This window comes from Streptomyces silvae, from assembly GCF_016745505.1.
Taxonomy (GTDB): domain Bacteria; phylum Actinomycetota; class Actinomycetes; order Streptomycetales; family Streptomycetaceae; genus Streptomyces; species Streptomyces silvae.
Map to the genome: position 1 here is coordinate 55,852 of NZ_JAERUC010000200.1, position 13,043 is coordinate 68,894.

Below are 13,043 nucleotides of genomic sequence, written 5' to 3' on the forward strand. Positions count from 1 at the left end.
CATACCGCGCCGCGTGCCTGACGCATGTGTGCCCCCGCGTGACCCCAGTGTCCGAGCCGTTCTCCGTGATTCCCTCGACGCAGCCGGGAGACCCTTGTGCCTGCATCCACCACGCATATCCACTGCTCCTCCCTCTCGTTCGCCTGGCCCGACGGGAGCGAGGTCTTCGACGACCTCCACCTGGCGGTGGGCCCCGGCCGGACCGGGCTGATCGGTCTCAACGGCTGCGGGAAGTCCACCCTGCTGCGCCTGATGGCCGGTGAACTCACGCCCACGGCCGGACATGTCCGGGCGGCCGGCGACATCGGCTACCTCCCCCAGGACCTCGTCCTGGACACCGCGCTGCGGGTGGACCAGGTCCTGGGTGTCGCCACGGCGCGCGCGGCGCTCCACGCCATCGAGGCGGGCGACACCCGTGAGGAGCACTTCGCCGCGGTCGGGGACGACTGGGACGTCGAGGAGCGCGCCGGGGCCGTGCTGAGCCAGCTGGGCCTGTCCGCGATCGGTCTCGACCGGACCGTCGGCGAACTGTCCGGCGGGGAGTGCGTCCTGCTGCGCCTGGCGGCGCTCCTGCTGGCCCGCCCCGCCGTCCTGCTGCTCGACGAGCCGACCAACAACCTCGACGTGTACGCCCGGGGGCGGCTGTACGACGCCGTGGACGCCTGGACGGGGGTGCTGGTCGTGGTCAGCCACGACCGGGAACTGCTGGAGCGGGTGGACCGGATCGCGGATCTCCGGGACGGCGCGGTCACCTGGTACGGCGGCAGCCTGTCGGCGTACGAGCAGGCGCTGGCGGTGGAACAGGAGGCGGCCGAGCGGATGGTGCGGGCCGCCGAGGCCGACGTACGGCGCCAGAGGCGCGAACTCTCCGACGCCCACGTCAAGCTGGCCCGTCGCAGGCGGTACGGGCAGAAGATGTGGGACACCAAACGCGAGCCGAAGGCCGTGATGGGGCAGCGCAAGCAGACCGCCCAGGAGTCGGCCGGCAAGCACCGCGTCCTGCACACCGAGCGGCTGGCCGAGGCGGAGGAGCGGCTCGACGAGGCGGTCGAGGCGGTGCGGGACGACGAGGCGATCCGGATCGAGCTGCCGCAGACCCAGGTGTATCCGGGCGGCGGGGTGCTGATGCTCCGTGACCTCGAGCTGGCGTACGGGGCAAGGGTTCCGGGCGAGTGGGATCTGCGCGGGCCGGAGCGGATCGCGCTCATCGGCCGTAACGGCGCGGGGAAGACGACGCTGCTGCGTACGATCGCCGGCGAGCTGGAGCCGGTGTCTGGCGAGGCGGCCGTCCAGGTGCCGGTGGGTTTCCTGCCGCAGCGTCTCGACGTGCTCGACGACACGCTGTCCCTGGTGGCGAATGTGGCACGCGTCGCGCCTGGCACCACGGACAACGGCATCCGGGCGAGGCTCGCGCACTTCCTCTTCAAGGGCGGGCGTGGTGACCTCCCGGCCGGGACCCTCTCGGGCGGTGAGCGCCTGAGGGCCACGCTGGCGGCGCTGCTGCTCACGGATCCGGCCCCCCGGCTGCTGATGCTGGACGAGCCGACGAACAGCCTCGATCTGTCCGGTGTGCACCGTCTGACGTCGGCGCTGGCGGCGTACCGGGGGGCGCTGATCGTGGCGAGCCACGACCTGCCGTTCCTGGCGTCGCTGGGGATCACCCGGTGGCTGCTGCTGGACGCGGACGGACTCCGGGACATCGACCCTGGTCAGCTGCCGGGAAGCGGGGGCGACGACGCCTGACCTGCCCCCTCCCGTACGCCTATGACCTGCACGGATGACAGTGCGTGAGCAGGCACCCCGAGGACCGGGCTTGGCTCTCGCCTTACCGCCGCCTTAACCTACGGTCACGTAACCTACGAAGCCGTAGGTAATTCTCCCGTCCCCAGGAGCCCCCGTGACGATCACCTCTCCCCACACAAGCAGTTCGAAGGCGTGGACCGACGCCCAGCTGCTCTACGCGCTCGAAGAGGTGGTGGAGAAGGAACTCAACCGCCATCTCAAGGTCGCCAAGGACTGGATGCCCCACGAGTACGTGCCGTTCTCCGACGGCCGCAACTTCCCCGGCCTCTTCGAGGACGGGGAGGCGTGGGAGAGCGGCCAGTCCAAGGTCACCGACATCGGACGTATCGCCCTCGTCGTGAACCTGCTGACCGAGGACAACCTCCCCAGCTACCACCACGAGATCGCCTCCCTCTTCGGCCGCGACGGCGCCTGGGGCACCTGGGTGCACCGCTGGACCGCGGAGGAGGGCCGGCACGGCATCGTGATGCGCGACTACCTCCTCACCTCGCGCGCCGTGGACCCGGACAAGCTGGAGCAGTTCCGCATGGCACACATGGCGGAGGGCTTCGAGTCCGACAACCGCCACTCCATGCTGCACTCCGTGGCGTACGTCGCCTTCCAGGAGCTCGCGACCCGCGTCTCGCACCGCAACACCGGCCACCAGTCGGGCGACCCCGTCTGCGACCGGATGCTGGCCCGGATCGCGACCGACGAGAACCTGCACATGGTCTTCTACCGCAATCTGCTGGGCGCGGCCTTCGAGCTCGCCCCGGACCTCACGATGCAGTCCGTGCGCGATGTCGTCGTCAACTTCCGGATGCCCGGACACGGCATGCCCGGCTTCGAGCGGGCCGCCGCGCAGATGGCGATCGGCGAGATCTACAACATGCGCATCCACCACGACGACGTGATCCAGCCCGTCCTGCGGTACCTGAAGGTCCTCGACATCGACGGGCTCGGCCCGGAGGGCCTCAAGGCGCAGGAGGAGCTCGGGCTGTACATGAACGGCCTGGACAGCGAGGCGTCGAAGTTCGACGAGAAGCTGGCGGCCCGCAAGACCCGCATGGCGGCCCGGGCCGCACAGGGCTGATCCGCCGGAAAACCACCCGGCCGGGCTCGGGATCCGCTCCCCGACCCGCCGGACCGTGGCGGTGTACGCATCACGCGTGCGCCGCCACAGTGCGTTCAGGAGTGCGTTCAACGTATGGAGGGACTCCCCCCATAGCTTCACAGAACGTACTCTGTGCCGGTGAAACCTGTGACGCGTCTTGTTCTTTTCGGTGCACCGATCGCCATTGTCGCTTCGATCGTGTTCAGCGGTGGCGATTCCGAGCCGCCCACCGTGGTCAGGCATGCGGGCGGATCCTCGGATTCCGGTCCGGCGGCGCCCGCGGCCGAGGAGGCCGACGACCACGCCGAGGAGATCGACGCGCTGCCGCCCGGCCTCGCCGCTCCCGCGATGAAGGAGACCGCCTCCCGGCTGGTGTCCAGCGCGGAGGCGTCCACGCTGGACTGGCGCAGCCAGTACGGGGCGATAGAGGACGTCGGCGACGGCACCGGCTACACCGCCGGCATAGTCGGCTTCTGTTCCGGCACGAACGACATGCTGCAGCTGGTCGAGGGCTACACCGCGAAGCATCCGGACAACCCGCTCGCCCCGTTCCTCCCCGCCCTGCGCACGGTGGACGGCAGCGACTCGCACGAGGGTCTGGACCCCGGCTTCACCGACGCCTGGCGCCGGGCCGCGGAGGACCCGCAGTTCCGCAAGGCGCAGGACGCGACGCGTGACCGGCTGTACTTCGAGCCCGCGGTACGGCTGGCGAAGATGGACGGCCTCGGCACCCTGGGCCAGTTCATCTACTACGACGCCATGGTCCTGCACGGCCCCGGTGTCGAGGCGGACGGCTTCTACGGCATCCGGGACGCCGCGATGGCGGTGGCGGACACGGCCTCGGAGGGCGGCGACGAGAAGGCGTACCTCGACGCCTTCCTCGACGAGAGCCGGTCGGCGATCAAGAACCGGAAGGTGCAGCGCGACACGACCCGGATCGACACGGCCCAGCGGGTGTTCCTGCGCGAGGGGAATCTCGAACTGAGGAAGCCGCTGGTGTGGAAGGTGTACGGCGAGACCTTCCGCCTCACGTGACGCGGCTCCCGGCAGGCGCGGAGAAACTCCGTGCCGACGTGCCGGGAGGGTCTCGTACGTCCTGTTGATCAGCTGCGGCCGGACCGGCCTCTGCGCATCCTCTCCCGCTCCTTCTCGGAGAGCCCGCCCCAGACGCCGAAGCGCTCGTCATGGGCGAGTGCGTACTCCAGGCAGGCCACGCGGCCCTCGCAGGCGTTGCACAGCTGCTTGGCCTCACGGGTGGAGCTTCCCGGCGCCGGGAAGAAGAACTCGGGCCCGGCCTGGGCGCACAGGGCGCTCTCCTGCCAGGTGAGCTCGTCGGTCATGGTGTTGATCGGCATGCGCCCATCGTGTCCGGCGGCGATAAACAAGTGATCAACGATTGTTCAACGCCCGCCGCCGGCCGGGCTCCCGCTTCCCGTCCGGCCCGGCGGCACGCTACATCGGAGCGGGCTTGATCACCGCGAACGCCGCGCCCGCGGGGTCGGTGAAGGTCGCGATCCGTCCGACCTCCGGCACGTCCGTGGCGGGCATGGTGACCCGCCCGCCCAGCCGCTCCGCTGCGGCGACCGTCGCGTCGGTGTCGTCCACGGCGAAGTACGGCAGCCAGTGGGGCCCGGCCCCGGCCTGGGAGGGTACGGAGTCGAGGGGCACGACCCCTCCGAACGAGGAGTCGGGTTCCTTGCCGTCGGCGGGCCGGATCATCGTGTAGGTGCCGCTGGGGTACGACATCTGGTCGGTCTGCCATCCGAAGACGGTGTTGAAGAACGCGGCCGCCGCCGGCACGTCCGGGGTGTACAGCTCGGCCCAGATCAGCGCTCCCGGCTCCATGATCATGCCGAGTCCGGTGTTCTTCCTGGGCTGCCAGACGCCGAAGTACGCGCCGGTGCTATCGGTGAAGCCGCCCATGCGCCCGTAGTCGAGCACGTCCATCGGGGGAAACGCGGCGGTGCCTCCGGCCTGCTCGACCGTCCGCGCGGTGGCGTCGGCGTCGGGGGTCTGGAAGTAGACCGACCAGGCGGGCTTCCCCTGCTCCTCCGGCACGGTCATGACCCCGGCGACGGTCTTCCCCCGCAACTGGTACATCCCGTAGCCACCGGTCTCGGGGCCGCCGGGCACCAGGTCCCAGCCGAACAGGCCGTCGTAGAAGGTGGTGGCCGCATCGACGTCGGGGGTGCCGAGGTCGATCCAGTTGGGCGCGCCGGTGACGAAGGACGGGTCGAGCATGGTGTGCTCCTCGGGCGGATTCCGTGCCCCGCGTGTGCGTGCACGCCGGACTTCCCTCACCCTCCGAGTCTTGCACCGGGCACCGACAACCGCAGCCCGGCGCGGCCGGGCTGCGGAAGGCCGTGTCCGCCGGGGCTCAGCGCCTGACGCCGAGCGCCGGCAGCACCGTTTCCGCGACCCGGTAGGCCTCCTCCAGGAGGGGGTTCCCGGACAGGATGAAGGTGTCCACCCCCAGGTCCTCGAACTCCTTGAGACGCTCCACGACCTGGGCCGTCGAGCCGACGACCGCCGTGCCGGGGCCCGGCCGGAACAGGCTCATGCCCGGCCACATGTTGGGGTGCGTCTCCAGTTCCCGCGCACGGGCCGGGACGCGCCCGCCGTGCTGCCGGAACTGGTGCTGCCAGCCCACGCCCTCCTCACCGGCACGGTCCCCGAGCATGCGCGCGTACGTCGCCTCGCTGGTGACGTCCAGCAGCCGGTCGGCCGCGGCCCAGGCCTCGTCCTCCGTGTCACGGACGATGAGGTGGAGCCGCAGCCCGATGCGCAGGGTGCGGCCGTGGGCGCGGGCCCGCGCCCTGACCTTCTCCAGCTTCTCCTTCAGCAGGTGCGGGGGTTCACCCCAGGTGAGGAAGACGTCGACGTGTTCGGCCGCCATCTCGATCCCCGGGTCGGACGAGCCGCCGAACCACAGCGGGATGTGCGGGGCCTGCACCGGCTTCAGATCGCGGAACGAGGCACCCGCGTTCTTCAGGTCTCAGAAGCGGCCCTTGTGGTCGAACACCTCGCCGGCGGTCAGCCGCTTCACGATCGACCAGTACTCGGCGCTCAGCGCGTACCGTTCGTCGTGCTCCACGTGGAGTCCGTACTCCTGGAGCGACTTGGTGGAGCCGTTGAAGCGCAGACGGCCGCCGAACAGCTGGTCGAAGCTGAGCGCCATCTTGGCCAGCAGGGTCGGCGAGATGAGCCCCGGCCGTGATCACGGACGAGCGGACGGACTGGTTCCTGGAGGAGGCCCGGTCCTGTGCGCGCGCCCTGGGCGTACTCCTGCTGACACCGGCGGAGCGCAGGGCGCCCGCCCGGTGAGAGGCGGCGCCGCGCCCTGACCGTGGCACGATGGGACCCGCCAGGGAGGGCGAAGGCCGCCGGTCACGGAGGGGCGGCGGGGACGAGAAGGACACGGATGAATCAGGCCGTACCCACGGGCGGAGCGCCCACGGGCCGGGGGACCACGGGGAAAGTGCCCACGGGACGAGCCGCGCGTGAGCTGCTCGACCACGCCCAGGCGCTCGCCGGCGCGGCCCGCGCGGTGCTGGACGACCACCGGGGCGCCGTCGAGGCCGCGCACACCGCGCTCAGCCCCCTGCTGGACTCCCTCGTCGGTCTCGAACTGGCCTCCATCCCCGCCTCCAGGCTGGCGGACGTCACCGAGGGCAGGCTGCGGCTCGGCGCGCTGGAGCAGGCGGGGTACACCACGGTCGGCCGGGTGCACGGAGCCGGGCGCTACGAACTCCGCCAGATCCCCGGCGTCGGCGCGCAGACCGCCGACCAGGCCCTCGCCGCCGCACGGCAGATCGCGCACGCGGTGCGGGACACCGTCGCCGTACGGATAGACATGGACGCGGCGGACGCGGAGACGAACGCGCTGCTCGTCGCCCTGCACCGGCTGGTGGAGGCCGGCCCCGACGTACGCAGGGCGACCGATGCCGCCCGGCGTCTGACCGCGGAGCTGGAACCCCTGCTCCTGGTGGCGGCGCCCGCCCGGAGCCGGCTGCGGATGCTGTTCTCGGGCCGGGCGGCCGGAGCCAGGGTCCCGGCCGCGGTCGCCTCCGTACAGGCGGTGGTGCTCGACGCCGACGCACGCGGGCTGCGGGCCCTGTTCGGGCAGGTCTCCGTCGACCTGCTGCGCGCTCCCGCGTCCGAGGCGGAGGCCTGGGTCGACTTCGAGCTGCGCTCCGCCGAGTACTACAGCCTGCTCGCCGAGCTGTCCGGCAGCGGTCCCGACCGGGACGCGGCCGAGGGGTTCCTGCCCGCCGGGATCGCGGACCGGGTGCGTGGGCTGCGGCTCGACGACACGTGCCTGCGGGTCTCGCTGCGCGGCTACCAGTCCTTCGGCGCGCGCTTCGCGCTGGCCCAGAAGCGGGTGATCCTCGGGGACGAGATGGGGCTGGGCAAGACCGTGCAGGCCATCGCCGCGCTGGCACATCTCGCCGCCGGGGGCGAGACGCACTTCCTGGTGGTGTGCCCGGCGAGTGTCCTGATCAACTGGCGGCGGGAGGTCACGGCCCGCTCCACGCTGCGGGCCGTGACGGTGCACGGCCCCGACCGGCAGGAGGCGTTCGGTGAGTGGCGCGAGCGGGGCGGCGTCGCCCTGACCACCTTCGACGCGCTGTCCACGCTTCCGGAGGCGCCCGGCTGCGGGGTCAGGCCCGGCATGGTGGTGGTGGACGAGGCCCACTTCGTGAAGAACCCCGGGACCCGGCGCTCCCGGGCCGTGAGCGGCTGGACCGGGCACACCGAGCGGGTGCTGTTCCTGACCGGCACCCCGATGGAGAACCGGGTCGAGGAGTTCCGGAGCCTGGTGCGCCAGCTGCGGCCGGAGCTGGCACCGCTCGTCACCGCCACGCACGGCGTGGCCGGCTCGCACGCCTTCCGCAGGGCCGTCGCACCCGCCTATCTGCGCCGGAACCAGGACGACGTGCTGAGCGAACTCCCCGCGCTGGTGCAGGCCGACGAGTGGGAGGAGTTCTCCCCCGCGGACCTGGAGGCGTACCGCGAAGCGGTCGGCTCGGGCCACTTCATGCGGATGCGCCGCGCCGCGTACGCCCGCCCCGAGACGTCGGCGAAGCTCAACCGGCTGCGCGAGCTGGTCGCGGAGGCCGAGGCCAACGGGCTGAAGGTCGTGGTGTTCTCGTACTTCCGCGAGGTGCTCAGGACCGTCCAGGAGGCCCTGGGCCAGGGCGTGTTCGGTCCGGTGTCCGGCGGGATCCCGGCCGCGCGCCGGCAGGAGCTGGTCGACTCCTTCGGCGCGGTGGACGGGCACGCGGTGCTGCTGAGCCAGATACAGGCCGGCGGAGTCGGTCTCAACATCCAGGCGGCGTCCGTGGTCATCCTGTGCGAGCCGCAGATCAAGCCGACCATGGAGCACCAGGCGGTGGCCCGGGCGCACCGCATGGGGCAGATACGGACCGTACGGGTCCACCGGCTCCTCGCGGCCGACAGCGTGGACCAGCGGATGCTGGACATCCTGGCGCGCAAGGACCGGCTCTTCGACCAGTACGCGCGGCGCAGCGATGTCGCCGAGGCGACGCCCGACGCCGTCGACGTCTCGGACGGGGCGCTCGCCCGGCGCATCGTGGAGGAGGAACAGCAGCGGATGGCGGCCCGGGTCTGAGCCGGGGCCCGGGCCGGACCGGACGGGGTCCGAGCCGGGCACGAGCCGGAGGCGGACGGCCGGGGCCCGAGCAGGATCCTGGCCGAGTCGCCCGGTCTCAGTGCTGGTGCGTCTCCGCCCCGCCCGCCGCGTGGTGCGGCGGGTCGTAGCCCGGCACCGTGCCGTCCGCCTTCGCCACGAGCAGCAGGCCGGCCATCCCCTGGTCGGAGTGGCTCTGGACGTGGCAGTGGTACATCCAGGCCCCGGCTCCCACGTGTTCGCCCGCGATGATCTGGAAGCCGAAGGAGTCGGCGGGCCCGCAGATCTTGGTGTCGACCACCCGGCTGGGGTCGTCGGGGCCGGTGAGCAGCCCCGTCCTGTTGTCCGCCCAGCGGTGCCCGTGGATGTGGAACGTGTGGTAGTACTCGCCGTGCGTGATCATCACGACTTCGATCCGGTCGCCCACGGTGGCCTCGAAGTTCGGGCTCTTGTCGGCCGGCTTGTTGTTGATGGTCATGTCGTTGAAGACGATGGTGATCGTCTTGTCCGGCAGCACATCTCCCTTGCGGCGTACGACGAGCGGCCCGTACAGCCCCTTGCGGATGCCGCCCGTCCCGTGGTCCGTGCCGACAACGTGGTCGTGGTAGTGCCAGTAACCGGCGCTGCCCGCCTGCCAGGTGCCGTCCTTGCGGCGGCCGGGGGCGTGGGTGCGCCAGGTGTACGTCCGGGTGCCGCCGGGTTCGACATGGCTGCGGTTCATCCGGGTGCCGTCGCTCGCGATGTCGTAGTCGACGCCGTGGACATGGAGGCTGGCGTCGACGTCGGTGGTGTTCTCGAACTCGATGTGCAGCGTGTCGCCCTCGGTGATCTCGATGAGCGGGCCGGGGACGGACGCCTTGCCCTTCTCGAAGCCGTAACCGAGCTGACCGTCCGCCAGCTTCTCGGCGTACAGCTTGAGATGGCGGACCGCCCCGCCCGCGGGGGCGGTCTTCGCGGGGTTCTCCGCGGAGGTGGCCTGCACGGCTCCGAGTGACATCGATGTCACCCCGGTGGCCGCCGCCACCCCGCCGCCCACCAGCATCCGGCGGTTGAAGGTCCTTCGGTCCATGTCGAACTCCCCACTGCGAGACGGAAACTGACGCGCTGCTCCCCTGGACGGCCCACACGGTAGCTGGGGCCCGTTGGTTTATCCACACTCAGGACAAAGTTCGTTCGATTGCTGCCATACCTATTGGCGAGCCACGAAAAGAGGTCTAGCTTCGTGCGCTGTCGCAGTGACCACAGAGGTGCGGTGACGAGAGAAGTGACCAGAGAAGTGACCAAGAGGGGTGGGTGACCACATGCAGCGCACACCACATCACAGGTCCAGATCGCGCCGCGGTATCGCGGCGGCCGTGGCAGCGGGTGCCCTGACCGCGTCCCTGCTCGGCGGCAACGCGGCCACCGCCAGTCCCTATCCTGACCCGGGGCTGAAGGAACGGATGGCGACAACGTTGTCCCTTCCCACGCCGCCCGGCGGGGCCAATGTCAAGGTCCTGGTGTTCCACGCCTCGGCGGGCGAGGAGTCGCCGACCGTGGACGCGGGCATCGCGGCCATCGAGAAGATCGGGCTCAGCGGCCCCGAGGCGGGGCGCTTCAAGACCGTCGCCACCGACGACGCCGGGGTCTTCACCAACGGCAAGAAGCTCGGCACCTTCAACGCGGTCGTCTTCCTGACCGGCGGCGGCGATGTGCTCGACCCGGAGCAGGAGGCGGGTCTGGAGGCCTACATGGAGGCCGGCGGCGGCTTCCTCGGCATCCATGACGCGGCGCGCACCGAACCGTACTCCGACTGGTTCACCGGCCTGGTCGGCGCCCGTCCGGCGGCGGACAGCCCGAAGGACGTGCAGCGCGCCACGGTGGAGATCGGCGACCGGCAGCACCCGGCGACGAAGAACCTCCCGCTGGAGTGGAAGCGCCCGGACAACTGGCTGAACTGGAAGGACAACCCGTCCGGCGACGTGCACACCGTGGCCCGGGTCCGGGAGCTCACCTACAGCCCGGGCAAGAGCGCCAACGGCTGGGACCACCCGGTCTCCTGGTGCCGTGACTACGACGGCGGCCGCTCCTTCTACACGGCCATGGGCGGTACGGCGGCGAGCTTCGCCGAGACCGACTTCCGCGACCATCTGCGCGGCGCGCTGGCCTGGACGAGCCGTCTGTCGCAGGCCGACTGCAAGGCCACCATCGACTCCAACTACAAGGCCGAGCGCCTCACCCAGCCCAACCAGCCCGGCCAGAACGACCAGATCGGCGAGCCGCACGGCCTGGTGACCGCGAAGGACGGCCGGGTCTTCTACATCGGGCGCGGCGGCGCGGACAGCAGCGTTCCGGTGGTCACCGACTGGAACGACCCGAACGTCGGCAAGGGCGAGGGCGAGATCCACGTCTACGACCCGGCGACGAAGAAGGTCACCCTCGCCGGCAAGCTGAGCGTCTTCGGCAACAAGGGCGGCGGCGACGAGCTGGTCAAGGTGGAGGAGGGCCTGCTCGGGATCGAGCTGGACCCGGACTTCGCCACCAACGGCTGGGTCTACCTGCACTACACCCCGCACGCGAAGATCGACCGCGACAAGCAGATGGCGGTGCGCCAGGTCTCGCGCTTCACCTTCGACCAGGCCACGAACAAGCTGGACCTGGCCTCCGAGAAGGTGCTCCTGTCGTGGCCGGTCCAGATCCACAGCTGCTGCCACGCGGGCGGCGGGATGGCCTGGGACTCGAAGCAGAACCTGTACATCGCCACCGGTGACAACAACTCCTCGCAGTTCAGCGACGGTTACTCCGGGAACAACCCACAGCCGAACTACAAGGGCGTGTCCTTCGCGGACGCCCGCCGCACCGCGGGCAACACCAACAACCTCAACGGGAAGATCCTGCGGATCCACCCCGAGGACGACGGCACCTACACCCTGCCGGAGGGCAACCTCTTCACCGGCAAGGAGCCGGACGAGGGTGGCGGCAAGACCCGCGGCGAGATCTATGTGATGGGCGTGCGCAACCCGGCGCGCATCTCCATCGACACGTCGACCGACACGCTGTACGCGGGCTGGGTCGGCCCGGACGCGGGTGCGCCCAGCACCACCTGGGGCCCCGCCAAGTACGACACGTTCGCGGCGATCACCAAGGCCGGCAACCACGGCTGGCCGTACTGCATGGGCAACAAGCAGCCCTACCGGGACCGCAACCTGCCCGACCCGACCAAGCCGCTGGGCTGGTACGACTGCGACGCGCCCAAGAACGAGTCGCCGAACAACAACGGCCTGGTCAACCTGCCGCCGGTGACCGGCAACACCATCTGGTACTCGCCCCAGGGCGGCGGCGTCGACTACCCGCGCGACGAGAACGGCATCCCGAGCTACAAGGTCGAGGACCAGAAAGAGCTCCTGCCCTGGCTCAAGGGCGGCGGCCAGGCCACGATGAACGGCCCGGTCTACCGCTACGACGCGAAGAGCACCAGCGAGGCCAAGTGGCCCTCGTACTGGGACGGGAAGTGGTTCGTCGGTGACTTCTACGACGACACCCAGCCGCGGCACGCCGTGCTGACCGACCCGAAGACGGTCGGCAAGGGCGGCCTGCCCACCCACGCCGAGTCCCTGAAGAAGATCATCCCGGTCGGCGCGGACGGCATCCGCAACCTCATGGACTGGAAGTTCGCCCCGGACGGCTCGCTCTACGTCCTGGACTACGGGCGCGGCTTCTTCACCTCCGACTCCAAGTCCGCGCTGTGGCGCGTGACGTACAAGGGCGGCGGACCGACCCCGGCCGCCGCAGACCTGGCCAGGAAGGCGGCAGCGCAGTGAGACACCCTTCACTCCTCGCGCGACGGCGGTACGGGCCCGCCCGGTGGTGGCTCGCCCTGCTCGGTTCGTTCCTGATGGTCCTCGGGCTGGCGTCGACGGCGGCGTACGGGCGCGACGACGACCGGGCGGCGGCGGCCGACCAGGTCCTCACCTGGACCGCGGGCGACCCCATCGACCACTATCTGACCGCTCCGGAGACCGCGGTGGCCGGCGCGGCGACCATCGTCTTCGAGAACAGCGAGGCCACGGGCAACACGACGAGCATGCCGCACACGCTGACGTTCAGCGTGTCGGACCCGGAATACAACAGCGACGTCCAGGTCAACATCCTGGCCAACCCGGGTGACAGCGAGGGCGGCAAGCACAGCGTCGAGGTCACGCTCACCCCGGGCAAGTACTTCTACCACTGCACGATCCCGGGCCACGGCTCGATGCAGGGCGTCCTCACAGTGACCGAGGACGGGGGCGGCGGTGACGACACCACCGCTCCCGAGACCTCGGCGACGGTGGACGGCGACAAGAACGCCGACGGCGCGTACATCGGCCAGGCCACCGTCACCGTGGCGGCGACCGACGCCGGATCGGGCGTCGACACCGTCGAGTACGCGCTCGGGGCGGACGGTGCCTGGCAGCCGTACACCGCGCCCGTCGTGGTGGACGAGGTCGGCGACCACACCGTCCGCTACCGCGCCACCGA

The 13,043-nt window shown here is 70.8% G+C and carries 9 protein-coding genes and 1 pseudogene; 6 read left to right on the forward strand and 4 right to left on the reverse strand.

Features of this window, described 5'->3' with window-relative positions; all coding sequences use genetic code 11:
* Positions 1-96: 96 nt before the first annotated feature.
* The 3 genes from JKV81_RS33510 to JKV81_RS33520 all read left to right on the forward strand — a co-directional run bounded on the left by JKV81_RS33510 (position 97) and on the right by JKV81_RS33520 (position 3,931).
* Positions 97-1,743, forward strand: a complete 1,647-nt coding sequence (locus JKV81_RS33510; RefSeq protein ID WP_202079410.1) for an ATP-binding cassette domain-containing protein — start codon at positions 97-99, stop codon at positions 1,741-1,743.
* Between the two features lie 154 nt (positions 1,744-1,897).
* Positions 1,898-2,875, forward strand: coding sequence for an acyl-ACP desaturase (locus JKV81_RS33515; protein ID WP_202079412.1), 978 nt, complete (start codon positions 1,898-1,900; stop codon positions 2,873-2,875).
* Positions 2,876-3,043: 168 nt separating this feature from the next.
* A complete protein-coding gene (locus JKV81_RS33520) occupies positions 3,044-3,931 on the forward strand; it encodes a chitosanase (protein ID WP_129267224.1) in 888 nt (295 codons plus the stop codon).
* Between the two features lie 68 nt (positions 3,932-3,999).
* Here JKV81_RS33520 and JKV81_RS33525 read toward each other — a convergent pair whose 3' ends face one another.
* The 3 genes and pseudogenes from JKV81_RS33525 to JKV81_RS33535 all read right to left on the reverse strand — a co-directional run.
* Positions 4,000-4,251, reverse strand: coding sequence for a WhiB family transcriptional regulator (locus JKV81_RS33525; RefSeq protein ID WP_129266754.1), 252 nt, complete (start codon positions 4,249-4,251; stop codon positions 4,000-4,002).
* A 97-nt stretch (positions 4,252-4,348) separates the two neighbouring features.
* Positions 4,349-5,137 (reverse strand): VOC family protein, encoded by a 789-nt coding sequence (locus JKV81_RS33530; RefSeq protein WP_129266755.1) that lies wholly within the window; start codon positions 5,135-5,137, stop codon positions 4,349-4,351.
* A gap of 136 nt (positions 5,138-5,273) precedes the next feature.
* Positions 5,274-6,107, reverse strand: a pseudogene (locus tag JKV81_RS33535) (LLM class flavin-dependent oxidoreductase); the annotation flags it as partial.
* A 210-nt stretch (positions 6,108-6,317) separates the two neighbouring features.
* Between JKV81_RS33535 and JKV81_RS33545 the strand changes: the two are divergent.
* On the forward strand, positions 6,318-8,528 hold the full coding sequence (locus JKV81_RS33545) for a DEAD/DEAH box helicase (RefSeq protein WP_129266756.1): 2,211 nt from the start codon (positions 6,318-6,320) through the stop codon (positions 8,526-8,528).
* Between the two features lie 97 nt (positions 8,529-8,625).
* Here JKV81_RS33545 and JKV81_RS33550 read toward each other — a convergent pair whose 3' ends face one another.
* A complete protein-coding gene (locus JKV81_RS33550; protein ID WP_124275874.1) occupies positions 8,626-9,615 on the reverse strand; it encodes a multicopper oxidase domain-containing protein in 990 nt (329 codons plus the stop codon).
* Between the two features lie 286 nt (positions 9,616-9,901).
* On the opposite strand from JKV81_RS33550, the gene JKV81_RS33555 reads away from it, so the two are divergent.
* Both JKV81_RS33555 and JKV81_RS33560 read left to right on the forward strand, forming a co-directional pair.
* Positions 9,902-12,346 carry a ThuA domain-containing protein gene (locus tag JKV81_RS33555; protein WP_202079414.1) on the forward strand — a complete coding sequence of 815 codons (2,445 nt, stop codon included), beginning with the start codon at positions 9,902-9,904 and terminating at the stop codon, positions 12,344-12,346.
* A partial coding sequence (locus JKV81_RS33560) for an OmpL47-type beta-barrel domain-containing protein (protein WP_307820657.1) occupies positions 12,343-13,043 on the forward strand: 701 nt, incomplete at its 3' end. The genes JKV81_RS33555 and JKV81_RS33560, both read left to right, overlap by 4 nt.